The following is an 18,011-nucleotide window of genomic DNA, read 5'->3' as shown; positions in this document are numbered from 1 at the left end:
CAAAAAGACAGATGATTGATGCCAAGTTCCGTTTTCACCTTACCGCACACTCTACTGACAGCAGCGCTTATTACGTTAAGCGTCAGTGCTTGCCAACCCATCACCAAACAAGATTCTGAAAGTAATACAGGAATTTGGTCGTGCCAGACGCAAAACTCACCGTTTACTTACAGCGTCTGTCGTGTTGATGCTGATGCATTAAATAGCGAACACTCTTCTCTACAGCTGTTTTGGCAGCCCTCCGATAGCAGTCAGCCGCTACTAACCTTTGACAATTTATTAGCGACTTTGCCAGCCAACCAAACACTTACCTTTGCCATGAATGCAGGCATGTATAACGAAAATTATGCACCGATTGGCTATACTGTCATCGACGGTAAAGAGATTCGCGCGTTAAATACCAAAGAAGGTGGCGGCAATTTTCATTTACTGCCAAATGGTGTGCTGTGGTGGGATAAAGCTGGTAAAGTACAAATCACTGAAAGCAATGCTTTAAATGAGCAGCTTAAAAATGATGAGGCAGAGCCTAGGTATGCCACTCAATCAGGTCCTATGCTGGTTATCAATAACGAGATACACCCGCAATTTAATCCTGATAGCACCTCACTCAAGATTCGTAATGGCGCAGGGGTTTGTGACGACGGCCACATAAAATTCGTCAATAGTGATGAGCCGGTGACGTTTTATCAATTTGCATCGTTGTTTAAGGATGACTTAAGCTGTCCAAACGCGCTCTTTTTAGATGGTGGGATTGCGTCAGCGTTATATGCGCCCAGCATTGATAAGCACGATAAAAAAGAGATGGGTGTAATGATAGCGTTGGTTGAAAGTAAAGATTAATTTGCCTTTATATTTCAAAGTTAATATCTAATCAACTGCCTGCCTTCATATAGTTATGTCAATATAAAAGAGATACAGCAGGGCTGGTACAAATTTTTCTCGCTTGCTGTGCCTACGCCAGCAGAGGCTACGAAAAATTTGTACCAGTCATGCAGCATAGTGTCCTGTATGCATTTTATTTAGTATCGACTATAGTATGTCGCATAAAAAGCACTTGAGACGACTTTGTCATCCAAGTGCTTTTTTTATTACTAGCAACAGTTAACGACTAACAACAGCTAAAGATTAACCGCCCAGACTCATCTTGGGACCAAACGGTTCGTAATGGACACTATCGACACCGTGATCTAACGTCACTAGCCCATCGATCATACTTTCCATAAATGGCATTGAGCCACAGACATAAATATCAGCAGGCTCAGGCAATATAGCAAGCCATGCCTCATCTAATAGTTGTCCCGACTCAAAATAGAAGACATGTTTTTCTACAGTCTCAGCCTTTTCTAATAGCTTGTTTACTTCGGTATTAAAAGCATGATGCGCTTCATTTTGGCAAGCATAAACCCAGATGATAGGACGTTTTGGATTGGCTAATACTTGTGCCTCTAACATAGATAGCACAGGGGTTACGCCAACACCCGCACTCATCAATACCAGCGGAATCTCATTTTGCTGTACCAAGTCTTGATTGAGCGCAAAGTCGCCCGCTGGTGCCGATAATAGAACCGTGTCACCCACTTCTAAATCATCATGCATATAGTTAGAGACCAAACCATGATGCTCATTGCGGTTGTCACGTCTGACTGCAAACTGAATGCCTGTATCGGTACTAGCGGAATATAAAGAGTAATGACGCAGGGCAACATGGTCACTGTCTTTTGGGTCTGTTTTCACCGTGATGTACTGACCCGCGGTTAAAGTCAATTTGCTCAAGTCAATATCTTGATTGCTGTCGGCGTTATCCTTGGCTGGTACAACTGTAAAAGCAGCAATATCCGTAGCAGCTGCTACCTTTTTAGTCACTACAAAAGGCGCAAAACCCTGCCACATTGCCTCCTTATACATGCCATGTTCAATCTGAATAAATACTGAGGCAATCTCATCATAAGCTTCAGTCCAAGCATCGATGATATCGTCATTGGCAGCCTCGCCCAGCACTTCCTTGATTGCACCGATTAAATGCTTACCAACGATGGGATAATGCTCGGGCAAAATTTGTAAAGCACGATGCTTGTGGCTGATTTGCGTGACTTGTGGCAATAACGCTGCCAATTTATCCAAGTGCTTAGCAGCGGCTAACACGGTCGTCGCCAGAGCCGTCTGTTGACGACCCAATTTTTGATTGGTTTCGTTAAATATGTCCAACAGCTCGGGATGCTCTTCAAACATGTTTTTATAAAACACCGTGGTGATTGCCGTTCCATGCTCTTCAAGGATGGGAACAGTTGCGGTGACGATTTCTAACGTTTTTGGTGAGGCCATGTTATTTCTCTTAATAAATGATGGTATTGATCAGTTTAAAAATGAAAGATAGAGATTTTAAAATAAATAACTTAAATAAGTGGCGCCAACAAAATTTAAAATTCTGCCGTCAAGCTTTGTGAAAGCCATCAACCTATCTATAACATTCATTTTAAATGAATGTTATCATATTTTACTGAGCATACCAATGCCGCATTGCTATAAAGCTGATTTTTAGCCAAAAAAGCAGCCGTTATGCTGTCATAACGGCTGCTATTATCAAAAAATATGGGAATCAACAGGTTTTACAAGTTGGTGAAAACACCAAAATTACCGCGCTAAATAATTGGTCATCTCTTCTACGCCATGTAACGTCATCGGATACATCTTATGATCCACTAACTTTTTAATCTCAACGATGGTTTGGGTATATTGCCAGTAAGAAGGCGCTTCAGGATTCAGCCAAGCCACTTTATCAAAATGATCAAGTACCCGCTTCAACCAAACAATACCCGCCTCATTATTCATATACTCAACGCTACCGCCTACTGTCATCAGCTCATATGGCGACATTGAGGCATCACCGACGAAGATAACACGATACTCGCGACCGTATTTATTGAGCAGCTCATACGTTGGCATCGGCGCACTGTGGCGACGATCATTGTCCTTCCAGACATAGTCATACAGACAGTTATGAAAGTAAAAAAACTCTAATGTTTTAAATTCATTTCTGGCCGCCGAAAACAGCTTTTCTAGAGCTTCGACATGAATATCCATACTGCCGCCAACATCAAACAGCATCAATACTTTGACGCGATTGCGACGCTCCGCTTGCATATGGATATCGAGCACGCCTTTTTTAGCGGTGCGTTTGATAGTCTCATGAATGTCTAGCTCATCCGCGCTACCAGTACGAGCAAACTGGCGCAAGTTTCGTAGTGCCATCTGAATTTGACGGGTGCCAAGCTGGCTGTCGTCATCGAGATTACGGTATTTACGCTGCTCCCAGACTTTCGCTGCGCTACGTTTACGTGACTCACCGCCGACGCGCACCCCTTCTGGATGGTCGCCATAGGCACCAAATGGTGACGTGCCGCCTGTACCAACCCACTTACTACCGCCCTGATGACGCTCTTTTTGCTCTTTAAGACGCTCTTCCAAGGCTTTCATCAGCTCCTCTAACGAGCCATATTTTTTCAGCAATCGGCGCTGCTCTTCAGTTAGATTCTTTGGATCGAGCTTTAAATCTAACCATTCTTTGGGCACATCTGTGAGCTTAGACAATAGCTCATCCATATCCAGACTGTCGACACCCTCGAAATAATCTGCCATTGCCCGATCAAACTTATCAAAATGGCGCTCGTCTTTGACCATGCACAATCGAATCAACCGATACATATCTTCGCGACTGGCAAAGGTAGTCAATGCCGAATCTTCAGGATGCGGGTGCATCATCAGCCCTTTATCTAGCGCAGCATTTAGATCAAGCAGCTCGCGCGTACTGACTGGCACACCGTAAGTACGTAAGGTATAGAACAATTTGATAAACATAAGAGTCGCATCGCTTATTGGCTGATATGGTGACGAATGAAGCCGTTTTATTGACTTCAATCATGAGCTTTAATCATGACAAATGGTCTGTTGCTTAACGACGCATCATATTAGCAAAGCGTTGCAACAAGCTCACATCGGCTTCATTTTTGAGCAGCGCACCATATAACGGCGGAATAGATTTTTCACCGCGTAAATTTTCTTCCAGCTCTGCTTGTGCCATATCATCAGCCAGTAGCAAAGTTAACCAATCGACAAGTTCAGACGTTGATGGCGGCTTTTTAAGCCCTTGAACATTACGCAGCTTATAAAAAATATCGAGCGCATCATTGACCAGCTTTTCTTGAATCTCAGGAAAATGCACGTCGATGATTTGACGCATGGTCTCTTCTTCTGGGAAGTCAATATAATGGAAGAAACAACGACGCAAAAAGGCATCGGGCAGCTCTTTTTCATTGTTCGAGGTGATGATAACCACTGGACGCTGTGCCGCGGTAATGGTCTCGCCTGTCTCATAGACATAAAAAGACATTTTGTCCAGCTCATGTAGCAAGTCATTTGGGAACTCGATATCAGCTTTATCAATTTCATCAATCAGTAGCACACTACGCTCTTTACTGGTAAACGCATCCCATAGCTTGCCGGGCTTGATATAGTTGGCAATGTCATACACCTTGTCATCACCCAGTTGCGAATCACGTAAGCGTGATACGGCATCGTACTCGTACAGCCCTTGCTCAGCCTTGGTGGTTGATTTGATATGCCACGTAATCAGCGGCATACCCAAACTCTCAGCCACTTCTTCTGCCAGTAACGTCTTACCAGTACCCGGCTCACCTTTAATCAGGAGCGGCTTTTGTAACGTCATCGCTGCGTTAACCGCCAGCTGCAAATCGTCAGTGGCTATATAGTTTTGCGTACCGGTGAAGCTTTTCTTCGTTTTATCAGTCGTGGTCATAATCAAGTCTCAGTTATTGTTATAGATTAAGGCTATCAAGAGCCTAAAAGCAATCGATGGCAAATAAATAATCATTTAGATTAGCACAGCATGATTGATTGCCAAAATACTCATGCGTTCGCAATTGCTAATAAACAACATATATAGGGAGCGCCTTTTAACTATTTATTCTCTCAATCATAAAACGTTTTTTCATAAAAAAAGACACGCATGGTGTCTTTTTTTTATTCATAATACTTTTCATCTATTCATAATACTTTTCATCTATTCATAATATCTTTTGTCTATTAATAGTATCTTTTGTCTATTAATAGTATCTTTTATTCATAGCGGCTTTGATTGTACTTACCATAAGCCTAAAGCAAAGACCCAGTCACCTCTAGCAAAATTTTGATATCACTTTTCTGGTATAACTTTACCGCTTATCAAGCTTTTCAACATCGGGTTGCTTAGCTAAGCTGCTGTCTTTTTTTAAGCTAATATCTGCTTTAGGATTAGCCGCTAAAGGCGTTTTATTAGACTGCTCAGCGACAGTAGGCGGATCCATCAAAGTCGCGTTTTCTGTCAAATAACTGCCCGTCGTCAGCTGCATGGTTGCTTGCGTATCTTCTGCGGTACGACTGCGCGCTTTGTCTAGACTTGACTCAAACGCACCGCGAATAAGCTGCCAAACAAAGCCAATAAACAAGCCTGATACCAAGACAACCAATATCGGTAACATGTTGGTAATCGCGCCAGCTGTGTCTTTCATCATAATCGCATAGACTACAGAAATACTGGCCGGTGCAATCACACTTGGGTCGCTAAGGGCAGTGCCAGGTGCCAACAACACGGCAAACAACATCATCCAACTCATACCACCCAACGGTCGCGGCAGCATACGAGCGACCAACAACCACAATACCAACACAATAACGACACCACCGAGATACGCATACATTGGTAAGTCTGCGGGTGGCACGTCTTTTACCAGCTGTCCCCACCAAATAGCAATCTCACCGAGAATATCGCTAATGGCTTCCAGCGGTAAGCTGTTTATAATACCTTTTAACCAGTCCATGCGTGTGTAGTTACCTGCGTTTATAAATTGTGCGTCGCGTTGTTGCGCTTAATGATAAATATAGTCAAGTAATTTTAGAATCGCTACAAGGCGACCGACCGCAAATAGTACACTGAGTACATCTAGGACAGGTAACACCGTAGCGGTTTAAAAATGCTCTGACTATAGTATATGCTGTTTTATTCACGAGAATATCGTATACGTTATCGAAAGAAGCCTTGGAGACAAAACTACTCACCTTGCCATTCATCACTCATTGATAGCCTGCTAGTTTATCATGACTTTCTATCAAAATGCATGAGCGCAAATGTGTCGTAAACTTTTTCTTAGTGGCTTTCATTCAACATATCAAAGAGATAGCTATCAAGAAAACTTTTCAAAGAAACGTATCAATCGTAAATGTTGTCTTGTGCCTCGCGCGCACGTAATTCCGCTTGGCGGCGCATAACGTCTTGCGGTGGCATTTGTACAAAATACCCTTGCGACTGTAATTTTGCGAGTACCTCTTCTTTATCGACACGTGCAAGCGTTGGCGTGGTTGCCAAATCCAGATGCATCACAAATTTACTGCGACCTAAGCTTGCGCGGAAGTCTTTTGGTAGCACACCCAGCCAGTCCTTAATCTCGTCAGTGTCATCAGGATAATCAGGGCGGGCAATATAGACATACATGCCGTCATGTTTAGAAAATTTATAAATATCACAATGCATAAAAACCACCTGTCAGAAACTATAGGCGTAGGTTAGCATAATTTAGCCAAATTTCAGTAGTTGCTTTACGTTTTGATATAAGCAACCGCTCTAAGACTGAGACGATAAAATAGCAATAAAGGTACTCGGTTTATCGCGGATGTGCCTGATTATCCTCACAAACAGGCACTTTTGCCGAAATTATTGATTTTAATGGCGTTGATGACTTGTAAAAGCGCCCTGAACCTTTCATAATAAAAGCGTTTTTCAGGAGAGAGTTTGTGAGCATAGTTATACTATAATATATGGTTATAACATAAAAAATATCGTATCAAACCGCATTGGTCATACGACGTATATAATTGCTACACGACCACCGAAGGCGCATCCACCCTGCCAATCGCTCAGGTAAAAGGACTGAAAAACGCATGTCACGACTGTTTCGCTGTCTGCCGTCAATCGCGTAGCACATCCAAACATAGGGCATAACAAATCTGGAGAGCGGTAAGGACGGACGACGTCTTACCCACCGAAGGGGAGAAAATGCGACATCATTTGATTTTTTGAAGCTTATGCTTTAGAAACTAACAGTGATGGTTCGTGTTGAAAATCTCAGGTTACAGGACAGATAGGGCTTTTGCTTAAACTGACGTTCAGCGTCTGTTTGGCTGGCGGCTTTATCTTTTTTTTCTGTGCTACCCTTGGTTGCAATGCTTGCACCCTGCAACGTTGCTTCTCGCTACTATGATACTGCGCATCGCTCATTACTCTACCGAGTATGACTAATGTACACATAAGGATTTGTTATGACCGACTCTCAAAACACCAATACCTCAGCCCCTAAACGCACGCCCCTTTACCAGTCTCACGTTGATAGTGAAGGCAAGTTAGTGGATTTTTCTGGTTGGGAATTGCCGATTCATTATGGTTCACAAATCGAAGAGCACGAAGCGGTACGTACTGACGCCGGTATGTTTGATGTCTCACACATGGTCGTCGCAGATATCAAAGGCGCTGACACTAAGGCATGGCTACAAAAACTGCTCGCTAATGATGTCAATAAACTCAAGACTGCTGGCAAAGCGCTGTATTCTGGCATGCTAAACGAGCAAGGCAGCGTTATCGATGATTTGATCGTCTATCTAATGAATGCAGATGAAACCGAATATCGTATCGTCTCAAACGCCGCCACTCGCGATAAAGATATGGCGCAGTTCAATAAAGTCGCAGAAGGCTTTGACATCACCATCACTGAGCGTCCAGAGCTTGCTATGCTGGCAGTTCAAGGACCTAATGCGATTGAAAAACTGGCACAAGCCAAACCAAGCTGGGCAGAAACGTTAGCTGAACTTAAACCTTTCGTCGGTGCTGACTTGACTGATATCGAAGGCGCTGATTGGTTCGTGGCTCGTACTGGCTACACTGGTGAAGACGGTGTCGAAGTGATCATGCACGGCGATGATGCACCAGCGTTCTTTGAGCTATTAAAAGCCAATGGTGTAAAACCAGCGGGTCTTGGCGCTCGTGATACCTTGCGTATGGAAGCGGGCATGAACCTCTATGGTCACGATATGGACGAGACCATTAGCCCTTACGAATGTAATATGGGCTGGACGCTCGCGCTAAAAGATGAGCGCGACTTCGTTGGTCGTGCAGCGTTGGTTAGCAAACGCCAGCAGTCAAAAGACGACAATACGGCCATGAAGCAAGTGGGTCTCCTATTGACGACGCGCGGTGTGTTACGTGAAGGCATGACGGTCACCATCAATCAAGGCTCAGACAATGAGCAGACTGGCATTATCACCAGTGGTACATTCTCCCCTAGTCTAAAAAACTCCATTGCGATTGCCCGTGTTCCTGCCAGCGTATCAGAGGATGATAATGTCCAAGTTGATCTACGCGGCAAAGGCAAGTTCGTTGATGTACGCGTTCTCAAGTTACCGTTTGTCCGTAATGGCAAGCAGCAGTTTGACTCATAGGCATTATAAACTCTATTATTAGCTTTCACTTTTTTTGTTAACCATCCTCTATCACTTAGGAGAGAGACCATGAGTAATATCCCAGCAGAACTAAAATACATTGCCAGCCACGAATGGCTACGTCTAGAAGACGACGGTACAATCACTGTCGGTATCACAGACCATGCTCAAGACTTGCTTGGTGACGTGGTGTTTGTTGAACTGCCTGACGTGGGTGACATCATCGCCGTTGATGACGAAATCTCAGTCGTTGAGTCGGTAAAAGCTGCCTCTGACGTTTATGCCCCGATCTCAGGTGAAGTGGTTGAGATTAACGAAGCGCTAGAAGAAGATCCAGAAATCATCAACTCTGACCCATATGGCGAAGGTTGGTTCTTTAGAATGAAGCCTGACAACATCGCTGACTACGAAGCACTAATGACGGCTGATGAGTACGAAAACGATCTATAGTCCAAGCTTTCTTTTGTAATCAATATTTAGCTTATATTCGATAATCACTTATATTCGATAGTCATATGACGTGAAAACATGACAGATACTGGTGCTAACTGGTATCTGTACGCTTTATTTTAGACGCACTTATCATTTCAAAATATTCAGCAACTGTGCTAAATACGCATACTGCCATGAAAGATTGTTACTCAATGTTATTACCCCATACGCTCGTTAATGTATTTGCCTTATCTATTTGACTTGGTCTATAAAAAATCTGCCATCGGTAATAAGCAAATTAATCACTTAATCCCCAGCATGGATCTTAATATGACTTCCAACTCTGATAACAACGACAACATTGCCACACCCGAACACACACCGCAGTTGCAAGCGTTCCGTGAGGTGGTCGAGTCACGTCGTTCAGTCCGTCGTTTTACTGACACGCCGATACCTGACGATGTGTTAGCAGATTGTCTGCGTTTGGCCATGCTAGCGCCGAACTCAAGCAATCTACAGCCGTGGGAATTTTATGTGATTGACAATGCTGATAAACGCAAACGTACCGTCAAAAACTGCATGAATCAAAACGCAGCAAAAACAGCAGCGCGCTTGATCGCAGTTGTCGCCCGTACTGACATTTGGCACGACCACGCTCAGCAGATCTTACGTGAGTATCCTGAGACGCCAGTACCGAAGAAAGTCAAAGACTACTATACCAAAGTCGTTGCCATGGACTTTTTACGTGGACCTGCCAACGTAGTATCAGCGGCTAAATGGAGCGCAACTCAAGTCGTCAGACGGGTAAAAGGGCCTATTAAATCGCCTTACTATACTTTTGAAGACACCAAAAACTGGGCGACCAACAATACCGCACTTGCTGCCGAAAACCTCATGTTGGCACTACGCGCGCACGGCTTTGATAGCTGTCCGATGGGCGGCTTCGATGAGCCTGCCATGAAGCGCTTGTTAGGCTTAAGCAATGATCAGCACATTATCATGATGATTGGTGCTGGCGAGCGTGCTGACAATGGCATTTACAACAGCCAGTTCCGCTTTGATCAAAAGCAATTTGTACATTACGTTTAATGCATCGCCATATTACTCTATTTAAATAAACCCTTTTATTACTCCCTTAACCAAGGATTGTCATGACTATTTCTCAAAACCCGACGTTTGATACCTTTCAAGGTTTATTCAACGAAGCTGAATTTGTCTATCGTCATTTAGGCTCAAATGAGACCAAACAAGCTGATTTACTCAGCAAAATTGGTTATAAAGACATGGCGAGTTTTATCAATGATACGGTGCCTGAGCCCGTACGCTTGCACAAAGACTTAGACTTGCCATTGGCAATGAGTGAGCATGCAGCGTTGGCTAAATTGCGCGCCATGGCAGATAATATCACCGTTAATAAAAGCTACATCGGCCAAGGCTATTCGCCTGTGCGTATGCCTGCGGTCATTCAACGTAATGTCCTTGAAAATCCAGGTTGGTATACCGCTTATACGCCATATCAAGCTGAAATCGCCCAAGGTCGTCTAGAAGCTTTGCTCAACTTCCAGCAAGTTTGTATCGATTTAACGGGTCTAGAAATGGCTGGCGCATCGTTACTTGACGAAGCAACGGCAGCCGCAGAAGCCATGGCGATGTCTAAGCGTGTGAGCAAAAGTAAATCAACGCAGTTTTTCGTTGATGATCGTGTCTATCCACAAACGTTAGACGTTATCAATACTCGCGCAAAATACTTTGGTTGGGAAGTCGTCGTTGGTGATGTTGAAACCGCCAAATCTGGTGATTATTTTGGTGCGCTATTCCAATACGTCGGTGTTGAAGGCGATGTCAAAGACTTAACTGACGTTATTGCTGCGGTTAAGAAAAACAAAACTTATGTCAGCGTCGTCAGCGACATCATGAGCTTGGTGCTATTAAAATCACCAGCGGATATGGGCGCAGATGTCGCGTTAGGTAGCACCCAGCGCTTTGGTATTCCAATGGGCTTTGGTGGTCCTCATGCCGCCTACTTTGCTTTCTCTGATAAAGCCAAGCGCTCAGCACCTGGTCGTATTATCGGCGTGTCTAAAGATTCGCAAGGTAATACCGCCCTACGTATGGCATTACAAACCCGCGAGCAGCATATCCGCCGCGAAAAAGCCAACTCAAACATCTGTACCTCGCAAGTATTGCTGGCTAACCTCGCTGGTATGTATGCGGTCTATCATGGTCCCGGTGGCGTAAAACGCATTGCCACTCGTATCCATGCTTTTGCCACAGCGTTTGCTAATGTCATTACAGAAGCCAACGATAGCAGTCTAAGTGTAGTACATGATCAGTTCTTTGATACCGTCGTTGTCGATTGCGGTTCAGAAAAACTGGCGACGCAAATTTTTGCAAATGCCGATAATGTTGGTTATAACTTATGGCGTCTTGATGATAACAAACTGGGTGTCGCTTTTAGTGAAATCAGCGACCAGCATGACTTTACGGTGTTGACCCAGCTCTTCGTTAGTAAATCACATGACTTGCCTGAGACTGCCAGCCTGTCACTTGATAGCGCACATTTGCGTACCGATGACATCTTAACCCATCCAGTATTTAACTCGCATCATACCGAGCATGAGATGCTGCGCTATTTAAAGTCGCTTGAAGACAAAGATTTGGCGATGAATCGCAGTATGATTTCATTGGGTAGCTGTACCATGAAATTGAACGCAACCAGTGAAATGATACCGATTACGTGGCCCGAGTTTGCCAATGTGCATCCTTTTGCACCGCGCGATCAAGTCACTGGCTACATTGCGATGATTGATAGTCTACAAGATCAACTTAAAGCCATCACTGGTTTTGACGATGTGTCGATGCAGCCAAACTCTGGCGCTTCAGGTGAATATGCTGGTCTGCTAGCGATTCGCCGCTATCATGAATCATTGGGCGAGACCGACCGTGATGTTTGCCTCATCCCAATGTCAGCGCATGGTACCAACCCTGCGACTGCCATGATGATGGGTATGAAAGTCGTCGTGGTTAAAACCGATGAAAACGGTAACGTCGACATCGAAGATTTGACCGCTAAATGTGAAGAGCATAGCGAGCACCTAGGTGCCTTGATGATTACCTACCCGTCGACGCATGGTGTGTTCGAAGAAGGCATTCGTCATATTTGTGATTTGATTCATAAGCATGGCGGCCAAGTCTATATGGATGGCGCGAATATGAATGCGCAGGTCGGCATGATGCAGCCTGCGGATGTCGGTGCAGATGTATTACATATGAACTTGCACAAAACCTTCTGTATCCCACATGGCGGCGGCGGTCCAGGTATGGGTCCTATCGGTATGAAGGCACATTTAGCACCATTTATGGCCAACCATACCTTAAGCCCTGTGCATAATGCGCAAAAAGACTGTTCAGCTGTATCGGCAGCGCCTTATGGCTCAGCCAGCATCTTGCCGATCTCGTGGATGTATATTGCCATGATGGGCCGTGATGGTTTGCTTAAAGCCACTGAACTGGCGCTGTTAAATGCCAACTACGTCGCCGCTCAGCTAAAAGATCACTACCCTGTTCTATACGCTGGTAAAAACGGCCGCGTCGCGCACGAATGTATCATCGATATTCGTCCATTAAAGGATGAAACTGGTATCAGCGAAAGCGATATTGCCAAGCGCTTAATGGATTATGGTTTCCATTCACCAACCATGAGCTTCCCAGTTTCAGGTACGTTGATGATTGAGCCAACTGAGTCTGAATCTAAAGAAGAGTTAGATCGTTTTATCAGTGCGCTAAAATCTATCAAAGCTGAAGCGATGAAAGCCAAAGCAGGCGAAGACAATTGGACGCTAGAAGACAATCCACTAGTCAATGCACCGCACACCGCTTCTATGATCACCAGCAGCGAGTGGACGCATCCATACAGCCGTGATGTTGCCGCATTCCCATTGCCTTATGTACGCGCTCATAAATTCTGGCCAAGCGTCGCTCGTATCGATGATGCTTATGGTGATAAGAATCTGATGTGTTCGTGCCCAAGTATCGAAAACTATCTGTAATCGAAGTCTTCGATAAATCATAAGTAGCTTTTTATAGAAAAACAAACCTCCAAGTCAGTAGCTGATTTGGAGGTTTTTATTTTGCTTACTTTTTATCTATCAAATTAACAGGTAACATTATTAATGGATAAGCGATAAATAAAGGCTTATACCGATAAGAAAATATTTATCTTAAATCTTTGAAGCCGTAAATTTTTGAAGCAATGACTTGGATCTTACTATGCAACAAAAAAACCGCGTTATTCTAATTCATGGTCTGCATCAAACCGCTTGGATCATGCGACCACTAGCCAAGCGCCTGCAAGCAGCAGGCTTCGATACTCATCAATATAGCTACCGCAGTATGCGTGATGGCATCAAAACCAATAGTGCAGGCCTTAATACTTGGCTAGAAAAGCATCATCAGCCTGATCAGCCGATAGATTTGGTCGGTCATAGTTTGGGTGGTTTGATTATTCGTGATTTCGTCACTCAGTATCCCAAGTGGCAGATTGGACGCTGCGTGACGCTTGGGACACCGCATGTAGGAAGTGTTTGTGCAGATTATATCTGGCGCTTAAGCCCCGCTGTAGTAGGACGCTCATATGTCGATGCTTTAGATGGAACAGTCCCACCATTACCAGCACATATTACCTTGGGCGTGATTGCAGGAAATCGTCCGTATGGATTGGGGCAGCTTTTTTTACAGTATCATAACCGTAAACTGCGTAAAGCAGACAATATGCCATCAGCAAAACATCTGCTACACGATGGCACAGTATATATAGAAGAAACTAAAATAGAGGCAGCCACTGATCATATTGTTTTACCAGTTTCGCATACTGGGATGCTGGTCGATAAAGGTGTCACCACACAAGTGATATATTTTTTACAACATGGACAGTTTGAGCATAAAAAACTTAAACATTGATACCCATACCCTGCTGCAACTCGGTTTTATGCTTGTTAATCACTGGTATCAAAGTCTGCGTCACCCACTCATTGCGCCAGCCTTTTAAGCCTTCTGGTAGCTCGCTTAGGTTTTTATCAAACGCAATCACTTCATACAGCTGCCCTAGCCATTTTTTGCGCATCAATACATTAGCAGGTACACCAATAGCTTCTGATTGCTCATCAATCGCTTGTTGCACGGCTTTTGACAGCACTTTATTTTTTGAGCGATACGGCGGCAATAGACAGTCTGGATATTCAGCAGGATGCAGGTTTTTTGCCTCTTTTATTACCTTAAGCAGCTCTTCGCCGTATAGGCGCAACATACTGCGATGCATCGTGGTTTTGTGCGCAAGCTCTCGCATATTGCTCGGTTTTTCAGTGATAATCTCACGTACGGCTTGTTTTTTAATCACAAAAGTACGCGGCTGATTGGTCGAACGCGCTAGCTCTTCTCGCCACGTAGCCACTCCTTTGAGTATCGCCATTTGCTGCGAGTTATAGCGATAATCAGCCATCGTTAGGTACATCGCTTCGTCTTCAACGTGCTGAGCGTCGTACAAATCGCTGGCATAAAGCTGGCAATCCGCCCATACATATTCAAACAGTCCTTGCTTTTTTAGCTCGTATTCGAGGCTCAAGTAAAGCGCTGGCAAAAAGCGTACATCATCAATCGCATATTGCTCTTGCTCATCTGAGAGCGGACGCTGTAACCAATCTGATTGGCTTTGTTCTTTATCGATATGCATATCTAACTGATCATCAAGCGCCTGCTGATAGCCCATTTGCAACTGTCCCGTCAAATAAGACAACGCAATTTGCGTATCAAAAATATTGGTCAACGGTGGGCAACCAGACAATAGATAAAAAATCCCTAAATCTTCACCACAAGCATGCCAAATCGCCACGTCAACTTCGCTAAGCGCTTGCCAAAAATCACCCAGTTGCAACTGCGGAGCATCTAGTAAATAGATGTGATTGCCTGTATTTAGCTGTACCAGTGCCAAGCGCGGGTAATAAGTATCGCGCTTGATAAACTCGGTATCTAATGCCACTCGCCCGCAAATCGCCAATGCATCGATAACTTCAGCCAAACCATCTTGCTCGCGCACCCACGTGATGGCAACTTCGTCCGCAATATCCAATAATGCATCTATATTTGGTTCAGGCGGCACAGCTGCTGACGCTATATCAGTATCAACTGATTGCCTTGATGAATCGTCAATAGCAGCAGCGTTGTCTGCAAGGTTTGATTGGGTGGCAGCGCTTGAAGCGCTTGAAGCGGTTGGAACATGGTTAGACACGGGCAGATACCTGCATAAATAGGGGGAAAGAAAACGCCAAACTGCGTTTTAATAAAAAAAAACGAGAAAAATAGTGGCAATTAAGCAATTATAACAAGTTCATAAAATAAAATGGGCAAGATTTGGGTTTTATAGAGAACTTATAAAATTGCTATAGGAATGAACGATTTTGCATCGCTTGTCCAAGGGTCATACTATCAAGGTATTCCAGCTCGCCACCCATCGGTACGCCTTGCGCCAAACGTGTGACTTTATTGACATGACGACTGACCGCTTCGCTGATAAAGTGTGCGGTGGTCTGCCCTTCGACAGTTGTACCCGTTGCCAATATCAGCTCTTCAACAGGCTCTTGCTTAACCCGCCATACTAGCTGATCGATGTTTAAGTCGTCGGCACTAATCCCATCAATCGGTGATAAGTGACCACCTAAAACAAAGTAGCGTCCACGATAACCTGCCGTTTGCTCGATAGCCATCACATCTGCCGCCGTTTCGACCACGCATAATAGGCCATCATCACGCCTTGGATCTTGACACAGCGGACAAACGACCTCATCACTAAAGCTGTGACAACGCTGGCATTCGACGATATCACGCATCGCCTCATCAAGTGCTTGGGCGAGTGCCATGCCTTGTGGGCGCTTTTTGGTAAGCAAATGCAGCGCCATACGTTGGGCACTTTTTTGACCCACACCCGGCAAAATACGCAGCTGTTTGACCAGCTGATCAAATTTGGCTGTCAGCAAAGCATCTTCCTTTATTTAACTTAATTTATAAACCGTAGCTATAAAAATGGGGTCGTATCGTGTCGATAACAACCCCATTTTTGTCTTAAGTATGAAGTATTTAACGCTTAAAACATACCTTGCATACCTGGTGGCAGACCCATACCTGAGGTCGCGCCAGCCATGGTTTCTTCGTATAGCTCATCCGCTTGACGCACCGCATCATTGATAGCAGCAGCGATTAAGTCTTCGATCATATCTGGCTCATCTTCAAGCAAACTTGGATCAATGGTCAAACGCTTAACCACATGGCGACCCGTCATGGTGACTTTTACCAGACCACTGCCCGCTTCTGCGTGAACTTCTTTATTGCCTAGCTCTTTTTTAGCATTTTCAACGTTTGCTTCGACTTTCTTTTGCATCGTTTGTGCTTGTTGCATTAATGCTTGGATGTTCATAGTTGCCTCTTTATTATTTATGATAATGCGTATCGTAGTGAGTAATTATTAATAACGTAAATTTTATGCGTTAACAGTGATTATACCGTTATCTTTACAAACTGTCTAAACCACGCGCCAAATCTTTAATGATATCTTCTACATCTTCCAAACCGACAGACAGACGAATAAGACCATCTTTGACGCCTGCTTCTGCCCTTGCCTCAGCGGTCAAGCGAAAGTGGGTAGTCGTCGCTGGATGAGTAATCGTGGTTTTGGCATCGCCCAAATTATTAGTAATAGAAACCATTTGCGTTGAGTCTATCACATGCCATGCAGCGGCTTTTGAATCAAGGCTAGCAGATGGCTTGACTTCAAAACCCATGATAGCACCATAACCACCTTTCATATGATGTTGACGCGTCGCCAGTTCATGAGCCGGATGATCGCTCAACCCTGAGAAATGCACGGTACTGACATTGGGGTGATTGACCAAGAAATCCGCCACTTGATTGGCATTTTGACAATGCGCTTGCATACGCAATTTCAGTGTCTCAAGCCCTTTGGTAAACACCCACGCATTAAACGGACTCATGCTAATACCACCTGAGCGCACGACGGTAAATGCCTCTTGCATGAGCGCATCGCTACCAACCAGCGCACCGCCCAATACACGACCTTGCCCGTCTAAGTACTTGGTCGCAGAGTGAATTACCACATCGGCACCCAAATCAAGCGGACGCTGCAAGGCTGGCGTGGCAAAGCAATTATCTACCACCAATAAGATGTCATTGTCTTTGCACAGCTGACTTAAATACTCAATATCACAAATCTGCGCCAATGGATTGCTTGGGCTTTCGCAATAAATAACCTTGGTATTTGGCTGCACTGCCTTTGCCCAAGCGTCATTATCAAAGCAATCAACGTAGCTGACCTCAACGTCAAACTTGGCCATATAATTATTGAATAGACCGATGGATGAACCAAACAGCTGATTGGCAGCCAGCAGATGATCGCCTGCTTTTAGATACGCCAAGCACATGGTCAAAATCGCACCCATACCCGAAGCTGTCGCAACAGCGCGCTCACCATTTTCAAGCGCTGCCAAACGACGCTCAAAGGTACGCACGCTCGGATTGGTATGCCGCGAGTAGACATTGCCTGTCTTATCTCCGTTAAAATGAGCGGCGGCATCTGCCGCTGAGGTATAAACATACGAGCTGGTAGTAAAGATAGCCTCTGAGTGCTCACCTTCATCCGTGCGATGTTGTCCTGCTCGTACAGCGATGGTCTGCATGCCATAATCAAGCCCTAAATCTAGGGCGTCGTTACGCCAGTTTGGATCTAACTTACTCACATTGCTCTCATTCTGCGTTTGCGACTGACTCATAAATCTTCCGTTACTTTTGTTAATAGTAAAATGTGTTGGTAATAAAATGTGTTGGTAATAAAACGATTAGTAATAGAATGGCTGCTTGTTTTTAGGGTCTGTTGAACATTCAAATGTGGCACTGGCGGTGGCTATTTTTTAGACAATACGCAGTGAAATTTTTGACGCCTAGTCATTCTAGGTTAGACAATTTCGCCATGTATT

The 18,011-nt window shown here is 44.5% G+C and carries 15 protein-coding genes and 2 riboswitches; of the genes, 6 read left to right on the top strand and 9 right to left on the bottom strand.

Annotation, left to right across the window (positions count from 1 at the left end; genetic code table 11):
* The first annotated feature begins 18 nt into the window (after window positions 1-18).
* On the top strand, window positions 19-840 hold the full coding sequence (locus JMY08_RS11775) for a phosphodiester glycosidase family protein (protein WP_201593498.1): 822 nt from the start codon (window positions 19-21) through the stop codon (window positions 838-840).
* A gap of 285 nt (window positions 841-1,125) precedes the next feature.
* On the opposite strand, the gene JMY08_RS11770 is transcribed toward JMY08_RS11775, so the two are convergent.
* The 5 genes from JMY08_RS11770 to JMY08_RS11750 form a co-directional block, all read right to left on the bottom strand.
* Window positions 1,126-2,322, bottom strand: a complete 1,197-nt coding sequence (locus JMY08_RS11770; protein ID WP_201593497.1) for a globin domain-containing protein — start codon at window positions 2,320-2,322, stop codon at window positions 1,126-1,128.
* A 309-nt stretch (window positions 2,323-2,631) separates the two neighbouring features.
* Entirely contained in the window at window positions 2,632-3,855 is a 1,224-nt protein-coding gene (locus JMY08_RS11765) for a vWA domain-containing protein (RefSeq protein ID WP_189584617.1), read from the bottom strand.
* 94 nt (window positions 3,856-3,949) lie between these two features.
* Window positions 3,950-4,813 (bottom strand): AAA family ATPase, encoded by an 864-nt coding sequence (locus tag JMY08_RS11760; protein ID WP_201593496.1) that lies wholly within the window; start codon window positions 4,811-4,813, stop codon window positions 3,950-3,952.
* Window positions 4,814-5,228: 415 nt separating this feature from the next.
* Window positions 5,229-5,873, bottom strand: a complete 645-nt coding sequence (locus tag JMY08_RS11755; protein WP_201593495.1) for a hypothetical protein — start codon at window positions 5,871-5,873, stop codon at window positions 5,229-5,231.
* A 389-nt stretch (window positions 5,874-6,262) separates the two neighbouring features.
* Window positions 6,263-6,583, bottom strand: coding sequence for a YcgL domain-containing protein (locus JMY08_RS11750; protein WP_010199666.1), 321 nt, complete (start codon window positions 6,581-6,583; stop codon window positions 6,263-6,265).
* A gap of 237 nt (window positions 6,584-6,820) precedes the next feature.
* Window positions 6,821-6,992: riboswitch (glycine riboswitch) on the top strand.
* 54 nt (window positions 6,993-7,046) lie between these two features.
* Window positions 7,047-7,200, top strand: a riboswitch (glycine riboswitch).
* Window positions 7,201-7,368: 168 nt separating this feature from the next.
* On the opposite strand from JMY08_RS11750, the gene gcvT reads away from it, so the two are divergent.
* The 5 genes from gcvT (at window position 7,369) to JMY08_RS11725 (ending at window position 13,932) form a co-directional block, all read left to right on the top strand.
* On the top strand, window positions 7,369-8,541 hold the full coding sequence (gene gcvT, locus JMY08_RS11745; protein WP_010199664.1) for a glycine cleavage system aminomethyltransferase GcvT: 1,173 nt from the start codon (window positions 7,369-7,371) through the stop codon (window positions 8,539-8,541).
* Window positions 8,542-8,610: 69 nt separating this feature from the next.
* Window positions 8,611-8,991 (top strand): glycine cleavage system protein GcvH, encoded by a 381-nt coding sequence (gene gcvH, locus JMY08_RS11740; protein WP_010199661.1) that lies wholly within the window; start codon window positions 8,611-8,613, stop codon window positions 8,989-8,991.
* 312 nt (window positions 8,992-9,303) lie between these two features.
* Window positions 9,304-10,062, top strand: a complete 759-nt coding sequence (locus tag JMY08_RS11735) for a nitroreductase family protein (protein ID WP_189584601.1) — start codon at window positions 9,304-9,306, stop codon at window positions 10,060-10,062.
* A 62-nt stretch (window positions 10,063-10,124) separates the two neighbouring features.
* Window positions 10,125-13,022, top strand: a complete 2,898-nt coding sequence (gcvP, locus tag JMY08_RS11730; protein ID WP_201593494.1) for an aminomethyl-transferring glycine dehydrogenase — start codon at window positions 10,125-10,127, stop codon at window positions 13,020-13,022.
* 220 nt (window positions 13,023-13,242) lie between these two features.
* The gene (locus JMY08_RS11725) at window positions 13,243-13,932 is read left to right on the top strand and encodes an esterase/lipase family protein (RefSeq protein ID WP_201593492.1); all 690 of its coding nucleotides are present in this window, start codon (window positions 13,243-13,245) and stop codon (window positions 13,930-13,932) included.
* Here the strand turns inward: JMY08_RS11725 and JMY08_RS11720 are convergent.
* The 4 genes from JMY08_RS11720 to JMY08_RS11705 all read right to left on the bottom strand — a co-directional run bounded on the left by JMY08_RS11720 (window position 13,922) and on the right by JMY08_RS11705 (window position 17,807).
* On the bottom strand, window positions 13,922-15,256 hold the full coding sequence (locus JMY08_RS11720; protein ID WP_201593490.1) for a ribonuclease D: 1,335 nt from the start codon (window positions 15,254-15,256) through the stop codon (window positions 13,922-13,924). The two genes, JMY08_RS11725 and JMY08_RS11720, sit on opposite strands and share 11 nt — an antisense overlap.
* A gap of 151 nt (window positions 15,257-15,407) precedes the next feature.
* On the bottom strand, window positions 15,408-16,001 hold the full coding sequence (gene recR, locus JMY08_RS11715) for a recombination mediator RecR (protein WP_010199654.1): 594 nt from the start codon (window positions 15,999-16,001) through the stop codon (window positions 15,408-15,410).
* 107 nt (window positions 16,002-16,108) lie between these two features.
* Window positions 16,109-16,438 carry a YbaB/EbfC family nucleoid-associated protein gene (locus tag JMY08_RS11710; RefSeq protein WP_189584573.1) on the bottom strand — a complete coding sequence of 110 codons (330 nt, stop codon included), beginning with the start codon at window positions 16,436-16,438 and terminating at the stop codon, window positions 16,109-16,111.
* Between the two features lie 94 nt (window positions 16,439-16,532).
* Window positions 16,533-17,807: an O-succinylhomoserine sulfhydrylase gene (locus JMY08_RS11705; RefSeq protein ID WP_201593488.1), complete on the bottom strand. Its 1,275-nt coding sequence runs from the start codon at window positions 17,805-17,807 to the stop codon at window positions 16,533-16,535.
* Between the last annotated feature and the right edge of the window lie 204 nt (window positions 17,808-18,011).

The sequence above is a fragment of the Psychrobacter sp. Pi2-51 genome (assembly GCF_904846665.1).
Taxonomy (GTDB): domain Bacteria; phylum Pseudomonadota; class Gammaproteobacteria; order Pseudomonadales; family Moraxellaceae; genus Psychrobacter; species Psychrobacter glaciei.
The sequence above is the reverse complement of the archived record's forward strand: the minus strand, read 5'-3'. Positions and strand labels throughout refer to the sequence as shown.

Coding starts and splice junctions, on each gene's coding strand:
- JMY08_RS11775 (WP_201593498.1), top strand. CDS start 19: ATGCCAAGTTCCGTTTTCACCTTACCGCACACTCTACTGACAGCAGCG.
- JMY08_RS11770 (WP_201593497.1), bottom strand. CDS start 2,322: ATGGCCTCACCAAAAACGTTAGAAATCGTCACCGCAACTGTTCCCATC.
- JMY08_RS11765 (WP_189584617.1), bottom strand. CDS start 3,855: ATGTTTATCAAATTGTTCTATACCTTACGTACTTACGGTGTGCCAGTC.
- JMY08_RS11760 (WP_201593496.1), bottom strand. CDS start 4,813: ATGACCACGACTGATAAAACGAAGAAAAGCTTCACCGGTACGCAAAAC.
- JMY08_RS11755 (WP_201593495.1), bottom strand. CDS start 5,873: ATGGACTGGTTAAAAGGTATTATAAACAGCTTACCGCTGGAAGCCATT.
- JMY08_RS11750 (WP_010199666.1), bottom strand. CDS start 6,583: ATGCATTGTGATATTTATAAATTTTCTAAACATGACGGCATGTATGTC.
- gcvT (WP_010199664.1), top strand. CDS start 7,369: ATGACCGACTCTCAAAACACCAATACCTCAGCCCCTAAACGCACGCCC.
- gcvH (WP_010199661.1), top strand. CDS start 8,611: ATGAGTAATATCCCAGCAGAACTAAAATACATTGCCAGCCACGAATGG.
- JMY08_RS11735 (WP_189584601.1), top strand. CDS start 9,304: ATGACTTCCAACTCTGATAACAACGACAACATTGCCACACCCGAACAC.
- gcvP (WP_201593494.1), top strand. CDS start 10,125: ATGACTATTTCTCAAAACCCGACGTTTGATACCTTTCAAGGTTTATTC.
- JMY08_RS11725 (WP_201593492.1), top strand. CDS start 13,243: ATGCAACAAAAAAACCGCGTTATTCTAATTCATGGTCTGCATCAAACC.
- JMY08_RS11710 (WP_189584573.1), bottom strand. CDS start 16,438: ATGAACATCCAAGCATTAATGCAACAAGCACAAACGATGCAAAAGAAA.
- JMY08_RS11705 (WP_201593488.1), bottom strand. CDS start 17,807: ATGAGTCAGTCGCAAACGCAGAATGAGAGCAATGTGAGTAAGTTAGAT.